This window comes from Variovorax sp. OK212, from assembly GCF_900112425.1.
Taxonomy (GTDB): domain Bacteria; phylum Pseudomonadota; class Gammaproteobacteria; order Burkholderiales; family Burkholderiaceae_C; genus Variovorax.
In genome coordinates this window covers 336,055-352,315 of sequence record NZ_FOLP01000005.1, presented here as the reverse complement: position 1 = coordinate 352,315, position 16,261 = coordinate 336,055, and the positions used below count along the sequence as shown (strand labels likewise).

Sequence of the window (16,261 nt, the reverse complement as noted above, 5' to 3'; positions counted from 1 at the left end):
GCTTTTATTGCTTGACGGCGCCCTTGGGCAGGACCTGCACCACGGCACTGCGCTGGACCTTGATCTCGACGCCATTGGCGATTTCGAGGCCCAGGTACTGGTCGCTGATGGACGTGATCTTGCCGAGCACGCCGCCGGCGGTGGCGACTTCGTCACCCTTGGCCAGGGCTTCGATCATGGCGCGGGATTCCTTCTGGCGCTTCATCTGGGGCCGGATCATGACGAAATACAGCACCACGAACATCAGCACCAGGGGCAGCATGCTGCCGAGCGAGGACAACATGTCACCGCCGCCGGCTGCAGCAGGTGCGGTCTGGGCGAAAGCAGAGGAAATGAACAAGAGAGTCTCCAGCAGAGGGAAGAGAAAACGAGGGGAGCGCCGGCGGCGCCCGCAATTCCTTGGGCTTCGAGCCCGCGTGGGATGCGGACTGCGAGTCAAAGCGCGGCGGGGCCTGGCCGCGCACAGCACCGGGCATTGTATTCGGCGCGCATGACCGCTCCACGCGCTTATCCGGCGCGGTGGGGAGGGCTTTCCGGGTATTCAATCCGCTGGAAGTTTGCTACGTTTTCAATAGCAACGGGCGTCCAGTGGACGCCCGTGTTGCCTTCGCAAGCCTGGAAGATCAGGCCGCCGCGCGCTGTGCCTGCGGGTTGCGCCACTTGGCCAGCAGCTCGCTCCAGCGGGTGCGGGCGGCGGCCAGGTTGCGCTCCTTCACGTGGCCGTATCCGCGAATCTGCTCGGGCAGGGCCGCGATCTCCAGCGCCAGCGCGTGGTTGTCGGCACGCAGCGCGCCGATCACTTCCTCGATGCTGGCGCGGTACTCGCCGATCAGCGCGCGTTCGGTCTTGCGCTCCTCGGTGCGGCCGAAGACGTCGAGCGCCGTGCCGCGCAGGCCCTTCAGCCTGGCCAGGAACCTGAAGCCCGTGAGCATCCAGGGGCCGAACTTCTGCTTCTGCAGCTGGCCCTTGGCGTTCTTCTTGGCAATGATCGGCGGGGCCAGGTGGTAGTTGAGCTTGTAGTCGCCCTCGAACATGCCTTCGACGCGGTCGAGGAAGCTGCGGTCGGTGTGCAGGCGGGCGACTTCGTACTCGTCCTTGTACGCCATCAGCTTGAACAGGTAGCGGGCCACGGTCTCGGTCAGCGCGGTGCCCTTGCCGGCGGCCGATTCGGCCTGGCGCACCTTGCCGACGAACTGCTTGTATTCCTCGGCGTAGGCGGCGTTCTGGTAGCCGGTGAGGAACTCCGCGCGGCGCGCCACGAGGTTTTCCACCGTCTCGCGCTTCTTGAACTCCACGACCTGGCCCGGGCGCACGCGCTTTTGCAGCTCGTCCGGCCGCACGGCGGCCTGGCGGCCCCATTCGAAGGCGGTCTTGTTGTTCTCGACGGCCACGGCGTTCAGCTCGATGGCGCGCATCAGCGACTCGTGCGCCAGCGGGAGCCAGCCCTTCTGCCAGGCGTAGCCCAGGATCATCGGGTTCACGTAGATGGTGTCGCCCATCAGCGTGGTGGCGGCGGCATCGGCGTCGAACGTGCCCAGGCCGTCGATGCCCACGGCGCGCGCGATCTCGGCGGCGCAGGCGTCCTCGGGGTTCTGCCAGTTGGCGTTGCGCACGAAGGCGGCGGTCGGCGCGCTGTGGCTGTTCAGCGCCACGTGCGTGCGCCCTTCGCGCATGCGCGCCATGGTCTCGGCGTTCACCGTCACCAGCGGGTCGCAGGCCAGGATCAGGTCGGCCGCCGCGGTGCCCACGCGGGTGGTGCGGATGTCGTCCTGCGTGTCGCCGATGAGCACGTGGCTCCAGGTGGCGCCGCCCTTTTGCGCCAGGCCCGCCGCGTCCTGCGTGACGATGCCCTTGGCCTCGATGTGCGCGGCCATGCCCAGCAGCTGGCCGATGGTGATCACGCCGGTGCCGCCCACGCCCGCCACCACCACGCCCCAGACCTTGCCGCCCGCCAGCGAGGGAATCGCCGGCTCGTTCAGCAGGCCGAACTCGGCTGGCGTGGCGCCCTTGTTCTTGCTCTTCTTCTTGAGCTGGCCGCCCTCGACGGTCACGAAGCTCGGGCAGAAGCCCTTCAGGCAGCTCATGTCCTTGTTGCAGCTGCTCTGGTTGATGGTGCGCTTGCGGCCGAATTCGGTCTCCAGCGGCTCCACGCTCAGGCAGTTGCTCTGCACGCTGCAGTCGCCGCAGCCTTCGCAGACCAGCTCGTTGATGACCACGCGCTTGGCCGGGTCGACGGCCGTGCCCCGCTTGCGGCGGCGGCGCTTCTCGGTCGCGCAGGTCTGGTCGTAGATGATGGCCGTGGTGCCGGGGATCTTGCGGAACTCGCGCTGGATGTCGTCGAGCAGGTCGCGGTGCTTCACCGCCACGTGGTCGCCCGGAATGTTCACGCCCTCGTACTTCTCGGGCTCGTCAGTCACGATCACGACCTTCACGGCGCCTTCGGCATGCAGGCTCTCGGCAATCTGCAGCACCGAGTGGCCTTCGGGGCGTTCGCCCACCTGCTGGCCGCCGGTCATGGCGACCGCGTCGTTGTAGAGGATCTTGTAGGTGATGTTCACGCCCGCCGCGATGCTCTGGCGAATGGCGAGCAGGCCGCTGTGGAAATACGTGCCGTCGCCCAGGTTCGCGAAGATGTGCTGGTCGGTGGTGAAGGGCTGCTGGCCCACCCACGGCACGCCCTCTCCGCCCATCTGCGTGAAGCCGATGGTGGAGCGGTCCATCCAGGTCGCCATGAAGTGGCAGCCGATGCCGCCCATCGCGCGCGAGCCTTCGGGCACCACGGTGCTGGTGTTGTGCGGGCAGCCCGAGCAGAACCACGGCTGGCGCGTGGCGTCGGCCACGCTGGTGGAGGCCTGCTGCACCACCATCGAACGCTCCTTGGCTTCGAGGATGGCCAGTTGCGCGTCGATGCGCGCTGACATGTCGGCGCCGGCCGCGGCCAGCAGGCCGGTCTTCTTCAGGCGCGCGGCAATGGCCTTGGCGATGAGCGCGGGATTCAGGTCGGCGTTGGCGCGCAGCAGCGTGTGGGCGGTCGGGTTGGGCATCGACCATTCGCCGCCGGAGTAGCCGTCGTCGCTCGCGCCCAGGCCTTCGTCGAACTTGCCGACCACGTTGGGCCGCACGTCGGAGCGCCAGTTGTAGAGCTCTTCCTTCAGCTGGTACTCGATGACCTGGCGCTTCTCCTCGACCACCAGGATCTCCTGCAGGCCGGTAGCGAACTCGCGCGTGAGCTGCGCCTCCAGCGGCCACACCACGCCCACCTTGTGCAGGCGGATGCCCAGTTGGCGGCAGGCCGCGTCGTCCAGGCCCAGGTCGATCAGCGCCTGGCGCGTGTCGTTGAAGGCCTTGCCGCTGGCCATGATGCCGAAGCGGTCGTTCGGGCCTTCGATCACGTTGTGGTTCAGGCGGTTGGCGCGGATGTAGGCCAGCGCGGCGTACCACTTGTAGTGCATGAGCCGGGCTTCCTGCTCCAGCGCATGGTCGGGCCAGCGGATGTGCAGGCCGCCGGGCGGCATCTCGAAGTCGGTGGGAATGACGATCTCGACGCGGTCGGGGTCGATCATGGCCGTAGCGCTCGACTCGACGATTTCCTGGATCGTCTTCATGCCCGACCACACGCCCGAGAAGCGGCTCATGGCGAAGGCGTGAATGCCCAGGTCGAGGATTTCCTGCACGTTGGCCGGGAAGAACACCGGCGTGCCGCAGGCCTTGAAGATGTGGTCGCTCTGGTGGGCGGCCGTGCTGCTCTTGGAGATGTGGTCGTCGCCGGCCACCGCGATCACGCCGCCCCAGGCGGTGGTGCCGGCCATGTTGGCGTGCTTGAAGACGTCGGAGCAGCGGTCCACGCCCGGGCCCTTGCCGTACCAGATGCCGAAGACGCCGTCGAACTTGTTGGTGCCCTGCGGGGAAAAGCCCAGCTGCTGGGTGCCCCACAGCGCGGTGGCCGCGAGCTCTTCGTTCACGCCGGGCTGGAAGACGATGTTCTGTTCCTTGAGGAACTTGCTGGCCTTCCACAGCGCCTGGTCGTAGCCGCCGAGCGGGGAGCCGCGGTAGCCGCTGATGAAGCCGGCCGTGTTCTTGCCGGCCTGCTGGTCGCGCAGGCGCTGCAGCATCGGCAGCTTCACGAGGGCCTGGACGCCGCTCATGAAGGCCCGACCGTAGTCGAGGGAGTATTTGTCGTCGAGCGTGACCGTTTCTAGGGCCTTGCGAATGTGCGCTGGCAGCGGTGCATTCATATGTCTCTGTCTCCGTGTGGCAGGGCCTTGTGGGCCTGGCTGATGGCTGTGGGTCTGTGCCCGGGTAGGGCGCGAGCCCATGATCCCGCAAAGTGTATGCCGGGGTCCGCGACAGGTGTTTGCGTTCTTTGCCCTGGAAAACGCGCTTCCAGAAAGAATCTTGCTTAATATCGGCGTCCATGGAAAGCATTGACAAGTTCGACCTTGCAATCCTGCAAGAACTGCAGGCCGACGGACGCCTCACCAACGCCGAGCTTGCGCAGCGCGTGGGCCTGTCGGCCGCGCCCTGCTGGCGCCGGGTGCGCGCACTGGAAGAAGCCGGCTTCATCAAGGGCTACCACGCCGAGATCGACCGCCACAAGATCGGGCTGGGCGTGCTCGCTTTCGTGCGCGTGGACACCGAGCGCGTCACCCACGAGGCCACGCGCAAACTGGAGGACGCGATCCGCAAGCTGCCCGACGTGGTGGCCTGCCACTACATCAGCGGCACCGGCACCTTCGAGCTGCAGGTGGTGGCGCAGGACCTGGACAGCTTCTCGGCCTTCGCGCGCCAGCACCTCATGAACCTGCCGAACGTGAAGGACCTGCACACCAGCTTCTCGCTGGGCGAGGTGAAGGCCAGCAGCGCGCTGCCGCTGGGGCACCTCGCGAAATAGCCGGTCAAGCCAATCGGCCAAGCAGCCGCGCAGGCGCCATCAACGAAAAAGCCGGCTCCTCTCGAAGCCGGCTTTTCATTGCTCTGCCTTCCTTTGATCAGAAGGTGATGTCCTTCTCGACTTCCTGCAGCTTGCGGCGTGCCAGCGCCAGGTTCGACTTGGCCTTGTCGAGCACGTAATAGATGAACACGCCTTCCTTCTGCGCCAGCGGGCGCAGCAGGTGGTATTGCTTGCCCAGGGTGATCAGGATGTCCTCGATCACGTCGTTCAGGCCGAGCGAGCGCATCGTCTTGAGCTTGGCACGCACCACCTCGGTGTTGCCGGCGGCGGCCACTTCCAGGTCCACGCCGGTGCCGCCCGCGCCCAGCATCATGCCGCTGGCGGAGTCGACCACCGCGGCGCACATGGCGCCGTCTGCGGTCAGGAGGTTGTCAATGCTTTGCTGAATGGTCGCCATATCTGGTGTTCCTGGTTGGGTTGCTAACGGTCATGCGTATGAAAAGAGCGAGAGCGCCGCATGAAGACGCGCCCTCACTCGCTGATCCGGGGGGGCAGCCAGCCCGACTTGTGCGCCTCGAGCACCTTCACGCAGGTGGCGGTGCGGTACATGGCCTGCGCGAGCACGGCGTTGGCGTTGGCCAGCACGTTCACCACCAGCTCCGCCTCCTCGTTGCGCGCGGTGCTGAACAGCGCGAAGCCGTCGTCGGTGCCCACGGTGATGCACTTGCAGCGGCCCAGCCGCGCCTCCTGCGACACCACCGCGCCCATGGCGGAAATGGAGCTGGCCATGGCGGCGATGCGCGACGGGTCGAAGCTGCGCAGGCTGGCGCTGGCGATCTCGAAGCCGTCGGGCGTGGCGATGACCACGGCGGTGACGCCGGCGATCTCGTCCAGGATGTGCTGCGCCTCGGAGGCCGCCTTCAGCTTCAGGGCAAGGCTGATGTTCACAGCGGTGCTCCCGCGTCGATGGCTTCTATCTGCATCAGGAGGGTCTCTATCAGTGAGGTCACGTCGTCCTTGCTGCGCAGGTCGACCGCCACGATCGGCAGCACCAGGCCGCGGGCCTGGAGCGCGCGCGCGTAGTCGTCCAGCGACGGCGAGGGATGGGTGTCATGGCGGCTCACGCCGATGGCGCAAGGCATTTCCTTGAGCGCAGCGGCAAAGCCGTCGAGGTAGGTGTCCAGGTCTTCGAGCGGCTTGGGACGCGAGTTGTCGAGCAGGATGGCCAGGCCCAGCGCGTCGCGGATCAGGATCTGCCACATGAAGTCGAAGCGGCTCTGCCCCGGCGTGCCGTAGATGCGCAGCCGGTCGCCGTTGTCCAGCGTGAGCTGGCCGAAGTCCAGCCCCACGGTGGTGGTGGCCTTGGCCACCGAGGTGTCGGCGTTCACCACGTCGGTGGAGATGGGCGGCGCCTCGCTGATGGCGGCAATGGCGGTGGTCTTGCCCACGCCCATCGGGCCCGTGAAGACGAGTTTGTATTCCCTCAAGTCGATATCCCCTGGATGGTCGTTCGTTCAGGCCAGCCCGAGGCGGCGGCGGATGCGCGAGAGCAGCCCGGCGCGATGCCGGGCGGGTTCGCCGGCCAGGGCCAGGGCCCTCGCGGCGGCGGTGGCCGTGGCGAGGCCGGCGTCGTTCGTGTGGCCCGCGCGGGCCTCGGCCGACCAGGCCAGCACGCCTTCCTGCTCGAGCAGGCCGAGGAAGGTCGAGCATTCGTCGACGTCGACGCGGCCCAGCGCGCTCAGGCTCTCGGCGGACTGCGCGCTCTTGGAGAGCGCCGCGGCCAGCCGCAGGTAGACGGGGTTCTTCTGCAGCGTGACCTGCGCGGGCCAGCGGATCAGCGAGGCGCGGGAGGCGTGGTTGCGCGCCGAACGCACGGCGGCCGCGGCCACCGTCTTGCCGGTGCGCACGCTGGCGGTGATCTCGTTGAGCAGGTCGACCAGCTCTTCCGCGAAGATCGGCCGCGCCAGGCTGCGGCCGGCGGCCGGGGCGGTGGCGCCGGCCTCGCCGCGCTGCACCATGGGCACCACGACCAGCGGCGCCGCGGGCGCGTGCCAGGACTCGGTGGCGGTGGCGCTGTCCGTCAGCAGCACGTCGCAGGTGCCCGATTCGCTCACGGTCCAGGGGGTGCGCAGGTTGGAACTCAGCCGGACGATGATCCGCAAGAGCTCGACCTCCACTTTCGGGATCCCCATGACCCCCAGAACCAATGACATGCGCGCCTAGCCGGTTTGTTGCAAACAGTTAGTTATTGTTATCTTTGTTAACTAAATACTTCCAAACAAAAATGGGAAGGGGTGGATTCCCTAGGGGCTTCGAGAACAAATGCACAAAAAAAGGCCGGTATGACGCCGTGCGGCAACGCCGACGGCCGGCATTGCGCCGTGCCGGGCACCGCGCCTGCAGGCATAGAATTCCCGGCCCCCAAGACACAAACCACTCCCCGGGAGACCCCATGAACCGCATCCGGCGCGCCCTTTCGCTCGGTCTTCTCGCCAGCACCGCCTTCTTCACGCTCGGCGCCGCCCAGGCCCAGAACCGGGAACTCACCGTGGCCTCGAGCGCCACCTACGCGCCGTTCGCCTTCGAGAACAAGGACAAGCAGATCGTCGGGTTCGACATCGACATCATCAACGCCATCGCCAAGCAGCAGGGCCTGAAGATCAAGATCGTCAACACGCCCTTCACCGGCATCTTCGGCGCGCTGAACAACGGCGACGTCGACCTCGTGATCTCGGGCGTCACCATCAACGACAAGCGCAAGCAGAGCTACGACTTCACGCCGCCCTACTTCGCGGCGCGCCAGCTGATCGCGCTGCCGAAGAACAGCAAGATCGCCTCGCTGAAGGACCTGGCCGGCAAGAAGATCGCCGTGGTCAGCGCCTCCACCGCCGACGACATCGCCTCGCGCGAGTTCGGCAAGACCAGCCCCGACATCCGCCGCTTCGAGAGCACGCCGCTCATCATTTCCGAGCTGGCCGGCGGCGGCGTCGACGCCGCCATGGGCGACAACGGCGTCATTGCCTACCGCGTGGCGCAGAACCCCGAGCTGAAGACGCTGGACGACAAGTCGTTCCCCGAAGAGGGCTTCGGCATCGTCGTGAAGAAGGGCGACAAGGCCCTGCTGGAAAAGCTCACGGCCGGCCTGGCCGCCATCCGCGCGGACGGCAGCTACGTGACCATCTACAAGAAGTGGTTCAACAAGGACCCGAACGTGCGCTGAGCCGCACGGCATTTCCCTGAACACGGCCGCGCTTCAGCGGCCGTTTCGTTTTCCGTTGATAGAGAAAGTTTGAGGAGGTAAGCATGGAACAACCGGTGCTGCTGTTTGGGTGGTTCCGCTGGGACATCCTCGTCGAATACAAGGACCTGTTCTGGCAAGGCGCCTGGATGACCTTGCGCATGACGGTGGTCTGCGTGCTGCTGGGTTCGAGCTGGGGCCTGTGCCTGGCGCTCGCGCGCCTCGCGCAGCCGCGCCACGCGCCCTGGACCTGGGTCGCGCGCTTCTTCCTGCGCTGGCCGGCCACGGTGTACGTGAGCTTCTTTCGCGGCACGCCGCTGTTCGTGCAGATCCTCCTGATCCACTTCGCGGTGATGCCGGTGTTCATCCACCCGACCTCGGGCATCCTGATCGACGGCGAACTGGCGCGCACGCTCAAGCAGGAGCACGGCGCGCTGATCTCGGGCGTGGTCGCGCTCACGCTCAACTCGGCGGCCTACATCTCGGAGGTGTTCCGCGCCGGCATCCAGTCGATCTCGCGCGGGCAGTTCGACGCGGGCCGCTCGATCGGCTTCACGCCCGCGCAGGTGATGCGCTACGTGGTGCTGCCGCAGGCGTTTCGGCGCATGCTGCCGCCGCTGGGCAACAACGCCATCGCGCTGCTCAAGGACACCTCGCTTGTGTCCGCCATCGGCCTGGCCGAGCTGGCCTACGCCGCGCGCACCGTGGCCGGCGCCTATGCGCGCTACTGGGAGCCGTACCTGGCGATCTCGGTCGTCTACTGGGTCATGACGCTGGTGCTGACCACGCTGCTGCGCCGCCTGGAGATCCACCTGGCACGCAGCGACCGGGGCTGAGCGGGCCGAGGCAAAAAAAGCCCGCGCCACAATAGCGCCACATGCCACCCATATCCCCCGAAGAGACACCGATACCGCCCGCGCGGCCGCAGCCATCGAAGCTCGCGGCCCTCGAGCCCCTGAAGCTCCCCGTGTTCCGCATGCTGTGGAGCACCTGGCTGGTCGCCAACATCTGCATGTGGATGAACGACGTGGCCGCCGCGTGGATGATGACCTCGCTGACCACCTCGCCCATCTGGGTGGCGCTGGTGCAGTCGGCCTCCACGCTGCCGGTGTTCCTGCTGGGCCTGCCCAGCGGCGCGCTGGCCGACATCCTGGACCGCCGGCGCTGGCTGGTGGCCACGCAGTTCTGGCTGGCCGGCACCGCCATCGTGCTGTGCGCCGCGCTGGCGCTCGACCTCATGACCGCGCCGCTGCTGCTGGCGCTCACCTTCGCCAACGGCATCGGGCTGGCGCTGCGCTGGCCGGTGTTCGCGGCCATCGTGCCCGAGCTGGTGCCGCGCCCGCAGCTGCCGGCCGCGCTGGGCCTGAACGGCATCGCGATGAACGCCTCGCGCATCGTCGGCCCGCTCACCGCGGGCGTGCTGATCGCGAGCGCGGGCAGCGTGTGGGTGTTCGCGCTGAACGCGGTGCTGTCGGTGGCCTCGGGCTTCGTGGTGCTGCGCTGGCGGCGCGAGCACACGCCCAACCCGCTGGGCCGCGAGAAGCTCATCGGCGCGATGCGCGTGGGCGTGCAGTTCGTGCGGCAGTCGCAGCGCATGCGCGCGGTGCTGGCGCGCGTATCGATCTTCTTCTTCCACTCCACGGCGCTGCTGGCGCTGCTGCCGCTGCTCGCGCGCAACCTGCAAGGCGGCGGCGCGGGCACCTTCACGCTGCTGCTGGCGGCCATGGGCGCGGGCGCGATCATCGCGGTGCTGTTCCTGCCGCGGTTGCGCCAGGCGATGGGGCGCGACCAGCTGGTGCTGCGCGGCACGCTGCTGCAGTCGGGCGCCACCGCCGTCATGGCCTTCGCGCCCAACGCATGGGTCGCGGTGCCGGCCATGTTCTTCGGCGGCATGGCGTGGATCACGGTGGCCAATTCGCTTTCGGTGTCGGCCCAGCTCGCGCTGCCCGACTGGGTGCGCGCGCGCGGCATGTCGACCTACCAGATGGCCATCATGGGCGCCAGCGCGATCGGCGCGGCGCTCTGGGGCCAGGTGGCCACGGTCGCCTCGCTGCTCGCGAGCCTGTGCGTGGCCGCGGTGAGCGGCACGCTGCTGATGCTCGTGGCGCTGCGCTGGGTGACCGACGTGATCGGCGAGGACGACACCAGCCCCGCGCAGGCCGGCTGGGCCGCGGACCCGCCCGCCGAGGCGCCGCAGGAAGACGGCCGCGTGGTCATCACGGTGGAGTTCCTCATCGACCCGGCGCGCGCCGCCGCCTTCCACCTCGTGATGCAGCAGACCCGCCGCGCGCGCCTGAGCCAGGGCGCCATCGGCTGGGAGCTGCTGCACGACATCGCGCAGCCGGAGCGCTACGTGGAGCAGATCGTCGACGAGTCGTGGACCGACCACCTGCGCCGCTTCAACCGCGCCACCGCCAGCGACATGGCGCTGCGCGAACGCCGGCTGGCGTTCCACCTGGGCGAGATGGCGCCGGTGGTCACGCGCTACGTGGTGCGGCGGTAGGCCCGCGCCGGCCGGCCGCCTGCGGCCGGCTCCGTCGCGCGGTCGGTCGCTCGATCGCTTGATCGCGCGTCTCGCCACCGCAACACGAAGGCGGGTCGTCCGATTGTTTGTTGCCTGTCAACCGTGCTAAATGCCTTGGCGAACGGCCAGGACAGCGCCCAGCCTCGGGGCCGCCGCCTGACAACAAAGGAGCAAGCATGAGCATCGAGCGATCGCATCGATCGGCACGCCGTCTTCCGTTCCCTCGTTCTTCAACTTCCTCCAGACCCTCCCGGCGCCCTCGCCTTCGCTTTCCCCCGGTTCCCCTCTCTTCTCTCGTCCACGGCCTGGCGGCCGCGCTCGCCGCCCTCACCACACTGGCCGGCAACGGCGCGCATGCCGCCTGCGGCCCCACCGCCACGCCGGGCTCGAACACCGCCGTGGTCTGCGACGGCACCACCACCGGCTCGGCCAGCGTGATCGCCGCGCCGGGCAGCACCGGCGTCGCCATCACCGTGAATGCCGGCGCCACGCTCGCCACCAACGCCACGCAAGCCCTGCTGGTGCGCGACGCCAGCACCATCACCAACAACGGCCAGATCACGGTGTCGGGCGGGTCCGGCTCGGCGCGCGCGGCGATGGTCGCCACGGGCAACGACAACACCATGACGAACAACGGCGCCATCCGCACCACGAGCGGCGGCACCGTCGGCATGCTGGTGACGTCGAACAGCAGCACGCGCACGCTCCTCACCAACAACGGCAGCATCGTCACGTCCGGCGGCAGCTCCCACGGCATCTCCACGCTGGGGCCGGGCAACACGGTCTTCAACAACGGCACCATCGCGGTCAACGGCACCTCGGCCAAGGGCGTCTACCTGCAGGGCGGCAACCTCGTGGCCAACCTGCTCGTGAACACGGGCACCATCGCCACGACGGGCGCCAACTCGCCCTCGGGCGGCGCCGACGCGGTGCATGCGAACACGCTGGGCGCCACCTTCTCCTCGCGCGTGGAGAACCGGGCCACGGGCACGCTCTCCAGCGCCAACGGCTACGGCTACCGCGGCCAGAACGGCAACGACGTGCTGGTCAACGCCGGCACCATCGAGGGCCACGGCGGCGCCGGCAACACCGACGCGATCTACATGGGCGCGCTCGGCGTCGGCACGCTGATACTGCAGACCGGCTCGGTCATCCGGGGCGGCGCCGACGGCGGGGCCGCGCGCGCCGATGCCTTCCTCGAAGGCAGCGGCACGGTGGACAACGCCTTTCGCAACTTCCAGAACCTGACCATGCGCGGCACCGCATGGTCGTGGCTCACCGATGCGAGCTTCTCGGACGGGGTGCGCATCGAGTCCGGGCGCTTCGACCTTCCGGCAACGCTCACCAGCCCCGTCATCTCGGTGCTGCCCGGCACCACGGTGGCCGGCACCGGCACCTTCGCGGGCAACGTGACCCACCAGGGAACGTTGCTGCCCGGGCCCAACGACGGCGTGAACGTCGGCGCCTTCACGGTGCGCGGCAACTACCTGGGCACCGGCGCGGCGGCGCTGCAGGTCAACACCGTGCTCGGCGGCGACAACTCGCCGTCCGACCGGCTCGTGATCGACGGCGGCACCGCCTCGGGCAGCACCGCCGTGCGCGTGGTCAACCGCGGCGGGCTGGGCGCGCCGACGCTGGCCGACGGCATCCTGGTGGTGCAGGCCGTGAACGGCGCCACCACCGCGCCCGGCGCGTTCTCGCTGACCCAGGCCGTGGAGGCCGGCGCCTACGGCTACCGGCTGTACCGCGGCGGTGCGGCCGGCGGCAATGCCGACAGCTGGTACCTGCGCAACAGCGGCTATGCGGTCGGCGCCACGGTGGTCGGCTCGCTGGCCGAGGCGGTGGCGCTCATGGAGACCCTGTCGCCCGGCAGCGGCGAGGCCGCCATGCCGGTGCAGCCCGTGAAGCTGTACCGGCCCGAAGTGGCGCTCTACGGCAGCATGCCGCTGGTGGTGCGCCGCCTGGGGCTGGCGCAGCTCGGCAGCTTCAACGACCGGCAGGGCGACGCGCAACTGCTCGCCGGCGATCCGGGCGGCCAGGGCACGCCGGCCTCCTGGGGCCGCGTGTTCGGCGAAAGCACCCGGCAACGCCTGCGCGGCGACACCGATCCGCAGTTCGACGGCCAGATCAGCGGCCTGCAGCTGGGCCACGACTTCCTTGCGGCCACCGACGGCGCGGGCGGACGCCACCGGATCGGCGTGCTCGGCGGCTACACCCGCGCCAGCGGCGACACCAGCGGCGTGGCCAGCGGGGGCACCAACACGGCCACCGGCCGGCTCACCGTGGAGGGCTACAGCCTGGGCGCCTACTGGACCCGCATCGCTTCGAGCGGCTGGTACAGCGACGCGGTGCTCATGGCGACCCGCTACCGGGCCGACGCCCGCTCCACGCTGGGCCGCGGCGGCAACCCGCGCGGCACGGCGGTCACGGCCTCGCTGGAGGCGGGCTATCCGCTGGCGCTGTCCGAGAACGTCACGCTGCAGCCGCAGGTGCAGCTGGTGTGGCAGCGCAGTTCGCTCGACGATTTCGACGACGGCATTTCCGCGGTGCGATTCCAGCGCGACAACGCCGTCACCGGCCGGCTGGGCGCGCGGCTGGAGGGGCGCTTCAGCGCCGGCGGTGGCGTCTGGCGCCCGTACCTCAAGGCCAACCTGTGGCACACCTTCAGCGGCAGCAACGCGATCTTCTTCGGCCCGGCCGACCGGATCGCCAACCGGCGCAACGCGAGCGCGCTGGAGGTGGGGGCCGGCGTCGTGGGCCAGGTCAACCGGACCGTGTCGGTGTACGGCGGGCTGGCCTACACCAGCGCCGTCGGCAACACCGAGCAGACCGGGGTGCAGGGGCAACTGGGGGTGCGGTTGCGCTGGTGACGGCCTCTCGCAGCCTCGTTTTCGACATACGAAATTGACCATTTGCTCTGATTTGAGCATTGGCTAACTCACCAGTCGAACGCGTTCGGGTAATTGCCGAGTCACTTTTTTTGACCACGTGGATAATTTAAACTGTCCAACCCGACGTCAAAGAGGTGTGTCACGATGAACCCGCTCCGCCCGCGCAGCCGTTTCTGGTCCGACCTGACCAGCGAAGAGTTCTCCCGCCTGGACCGCGAACGGCTCATCGCCGTGCTGCCGGTGGGCGCGACCGAACAGCACGGCCCCCACCTGCCGATGTCGACCGACACGGCCACCATCGACGGCATGGTGCGCGCCACGCTGCCGTACCTGCCCGACGACCTGCCGGTGCTGTTCCTGCCCACCGTGCCCTACGGCAAGAGCAACGAACACTCGCGCTACCCGGGCACGCTCACGGTGTCGGCCGCCACGCTGATCTCGCTGTGGAAGGACATCGGCGCCTGCGTCGCCAAGGCCGGCGTGCGCAAGCTGGTGCTCTACAACAGCCACGGCGGGCAGATGAGCGTGATGGACATCGTGGCGCGCGACCTGCGCGAGGAGCACGACATGATGGTCGTGGCCGCCAACTGGTACACGCTGGGGCTGCCCGAGGGCCTCTTCACCGCGCACGAAGGCAGGCACGGCATTCACGCGGGCGACCTCGAAAGCTCGGTCATGCTGCACCTCACGCCCGACCACGTGCGCCGCGACCGGTTCCAGAACTTCAGCTCCATGACGGAGCAGCTGGCCGCCGAGAACAAGTTCCTCTCGATCACGCCCAGCGGCAAGCTCGGCTGGCAGATGCACGACATCAACCCCGCGGGCGCCGCCGGCGACGCCACGCGCGCCACCGCCGAGAAGGGCGCCGCGGTGCTCGACCACGTGGGCCGTCGCTTCGTCGAGCTGCTGCAGGAGGTCGACCGCTTTCCGCTGTCGCGGCTGGCCAACGTGCCCGCCTGGCGCTAGGGTTCAGGCCCCGCACCTGCACCACGATCCGCACCACGATCCGCACCAGGACCACGCCATGGAAAGCACCACGCCACCCGCCTCGCCAGCCACGCCGCCGCTGGTCACCCTGCGCAACGTCAGCAAGCGCTTCGCCAACGGCACGCTCGCGCTGCAGGGCATGTCGCTGGACATCGGCGAGCACGACTTCATCAGCTTCCTCGGCCCCTCGGGCTGCGGCAAGAGCACCGCGCTGCGCCTCATCGCGGGGCTCACGCGCCTGAGCTCGGGCGAGATGCACTGGTCGGGCGCCAACACCGGCCAGACGCGCAGCGACCGCGAGCTGGGCTTCGTGTTCCAGGAACCCACGCTCATGCCCTGGGCCAAGGTGTTCGACAACGTGTGGCTGCCGCTCAAGCTCGCGGGCAACTCGCGCGACGCGGCCGCGCCCGTGGTGCAGCAGGCGCTCGAGATGGTGGGCCTCTCGCGGTTCGCCGACGTGTACCCGCGCGAACTCTCGGGCGGCATGAAGATGCGCGTGTCGATCGCGCGCGCGCTGGTCACGCACCCGCGCCTGCTGCTGATGGACGAGCCCTTCGCCGCGCTCGACGAGATGACGCGCATCAAGCTCAACAACGACCTGCTGGCGATCTGGCGCGAGCACCGCTTCTCGGTCGTGTTCGTCACGCACAGCGTGTACGAATCGGTGTACCTGTCGAACCGCATCGTGGTGATGGCCGCGCGCCCGGGCCGCGTGATCGACGAGATCCGCATCGACGAGCCCTATCCGCGCGGCGAAGAGTTCCGCACCTCGAGCCGCTACAACGCGCATTGCACGGCAGTGTCCCAATCCCTGCACGGAGCGCTCCATGGCATCGACATCGACCATTGAAACCACCATGCCCGCAGCGCCCCCGAACACCACCACGGACACCGAGGCCACCCCGAGCGCCGACATGCTGCGCGCGCACGAAGACCGGCTGCGCCGCCGCGAGTCGATGCTGCGCATCGCCGTGCCCGCGGGCATCGTGCTCGCGCTGCTGCTGCTGTGGGAGTGGATGGTGCGGGCCAACAACATCCCGCACTACATCCTGCCCGCGCCCTCGCTGATCCTGCGCACGCTGTTCGACAACTGGGACTCGCTGTCGAGCGCCCTGTGGTTCACGGTGAAGCTCACGCTGCTCGCGCTCACCGCCGCCATCGTCGGCGGCGTGGCGCTGGCCATTGCGTTCGCGCTGTTCAAGTGGGTGGAGATCGGCCTGTTCCCGATCGCGGTGATCCTGCAGGTCACGCCGATCATCGCGATCGCGCCGCTCATCCTGATCTACGTGTCGAGCACCACGGCGGCGCTGCTGCTGTGCGCGTGGATCGTGGCGTTCTTTCCGATCCTGTCGAACACCGTCATCGGCCTGAAGAGCGCGGACAGCAACCTGCGCGACCTGTTCCAGCTCTACAAGGCCTCGCCCTGGCAGACCTTCCGCTACCTGCTGGCGCCCAGCGCGCTGCCGTACTTCATGGCGGGCCTGAAGATCGCGGGCGGCCTGAGCCTCATCGGCGCGGTGGTGGCCGAGTTCACGGCCGGCACGGCCGGCAAGGAAACGGGGCTGGCCTCGCGCATCCTCGAGTCGAGCTTTCGCACCGAGATCCCGATGATGTTCGCGGCGCTGCTGCTGGTGTCCCTGCTGGGCATCGTGATCTTCATCGTGTTCGCCGCCCTGTCGCGCCTGGTGCTCGGCCACTGGCACGAAAGCGAGATGCGCCGTGAACGCTAG

The 16,261-nt window shown here is 68.6% G+C and carries 14 protein-coding genes; 8 read left to right on the top strand and 6 right to left on the bottom strand.

Translation table 11 applies throughout. The annotated features are described in order from the left end of the window. Nucleotides 1-4 precede the first annotated feature (4 nt). Together yajC and BM004_RS18185 are read right to left on the bottom strand one after the other, a co-directional pair. Nucleotides 5-340, bottom strand: a complete 336-nt coding sequence (gene yajC, locus BM004_RS18190) for a preprotein translocase subunit YajC (protein ID WP_093129059.1) — start codon at nucleotides 338-340, stop codon at nucleotides 5-7. 283 nt (nucleotides 341-623) lie between these two features. Then, nucleotides 624-4,235, bottom strand: a complete 3,612-nt coding sequence (locus tag BM004_RS18185) for an indolepyruvate ferredoxin oxidoreductase family protein (RefSeq protein WP_093215524.1) — start codon at nucleotides 4,233-4,235, stop codon at nucleotides 624-626. A gap of 179 nt (nucleotides 4,236-4,414) precedes the next feature. On the opposite strand from BM004_RS18185, the gene BM004_RS18180 reads away from it, so the two are divergent. Further along, nucleotides 4,415-4,891, top strand: coding sequence for an Lrp/AsnC family transcriptional regulator (locus BM004_RS18180; protein ID WP_093129057.1), 477 nt, complete (start codon nucleotides 4,415-4,417; stop codon nucleotides 4,889-4,891). Nucleotides 4,892-4,988: 97 nt separating this feature from the next. Here the strand turns inward: BM004_RS18180 and BM004_RS18175 are convergent, their stop codons facing one another. From BM004_RS18175 to BM004_RS18160, 4 genes are all read right to left on the bottom strand, one after another. After that, nucleotides 4,989-5,348 carry a hypothetical protein gene (locus BM004_RS18175; protein WP_093129056.1) on the bottom strand — a complete coding sequence of 120 codons (360 nt, stop codon included), beginning with the start codon at nucleotides 5,346-5,348 and terminating at the stop codon, nucleotides 4,989-4,991. 74 nt (nucleotides 5,349-5,422) lie between these two features. Further along, entirely contained in the window at nucleotides 5,423-5,839 is a 417-nt protein-coding gene (locus tag BM004_RS18170) for a roadblock/LC7 domain-containing protein (RefSeq protein ID WP_143072448.1), read from the bottom strand. Next, complete coding sequence (locus BM004_RS18165; RefSeq protein WP_093129055.1) at nucleotides 5,836-6,378, bottom strand: GTP-binding protein; 543 nt, start codon at nucleotides 6,376-6,378, stop codon at nucleotides 5,836-5,838. The genes BM004_RS18170 and BM004_RS18165 overlap by 4 nt, the downstream gene beginning before the upstream one ends. A 27-nt stretch (nucleotides 6,379-6,405) precedes the next feature. Then, nucleotides 6,406-7,053: a hypothetical protein gene (locus tag BM004_RS18160; protein ID WP_143072447.1), complete on the bottom strand. Its 648-nt coding sequence runs from the start codon at nucleotides 7,051-7,053 to the stop codon at nucleotides 6,406-6,408. 290 nt (nucleotides 7,054-7,343) lie between these two features. Here BM004_RS18160 and BM004_RS18155 point away from each other — a divergent pair, with 290 nt between their 5' ends. The 7 genes from BM004_RS18155 to BM004_RS18125 all read left to right on the top strand — a co-directional run bounded on the left by BM004_RS18155 (nucleotide 7,344) and on the right by BM004_RS18125 (nucleotide 16,261). After that, the gene (locus BM004_RS18155; protein ID WP_093215521.1) at nucleotides 7,344-8,111 is read left to right on the top strand and encodes a basic amino acid ABC transporter substrate-binding protein; all 768 of its coding nucleotides are present in this window, start codon (nucleotides 7,344-7,346) and stop codon (nucleotides 8,109-8,111) included. 83 nt (nucleotides 8,112-8,194) lie between these two features. Then, nucleotides 8,195-8,965, top strand: a complete 771-nt coding sequence (locus BM004_RS18150) for an amino acid ABC transporter permease (protein ID WP_093215519.1) — start codon at nucleotides 8,195-8,197, stop codon at nucleotides 8,963-8,965. Between the two features lie 41 nt (nucleotides 8,966-9,006). Beyond that, complete coding sequence (locus BM004_RS18145; RefSeq protein WP_093215517.1) at nucleotides 9,007-10,632, top strand: MFS transporter; 1,626 nt, start codon at nucleotides 9,007-9,009, stop codon at nucleotides 10,630-10,632. Between the two features lie 197 nt (nucleotides 10,633-10,829). Further along, complete coding sequence (locus tag BM004_RS18140) at nucleotides 10,830-13,523, top strand: autotransporter family protein (RefSeq protein WP_093215514.1); 2,694 nt, start codon at nucleotides 10,830-10,832, stop codon at nucleotides 13,521-13,523. A gap of 165 nt (nucleotides 13,524-13,688) precedes the next feature. Next, a complete protein-coding gene (locus tag BM004_RS18135) occupies nucleotides 13,689-14,510 on the top strand; it encodes a creatininase family protein (protein WP_093129049.1) in 822 nt (273 codons plus the stop codon). Between the two features lie 58 nt (nucleotides 14,511-14,568). Next, on the top strand, nucleotides 14,569-15,381 hold the full coding sequence (locus BM004_RS18130) for an ABC transporter ATP-binding protein (protein WP_093129048.1): 813 nt from the start codon (nucleotides 14,569-14,571) through the stop codon (nucleotides 15,379-15,381). Nucleotides 15,382-15,388: 7 nt separating this feature from the next. Beyond that, complete coding sequence (locus BM004_RS18125) at nucleotides 15,389-16,261, top strand: ABC transporter permease (RefSeq protein ID WP_177206530.1); 873 nt, start codon at nucleotides 15,389-15,391, stop codon at nucleotides 16,259-16,261.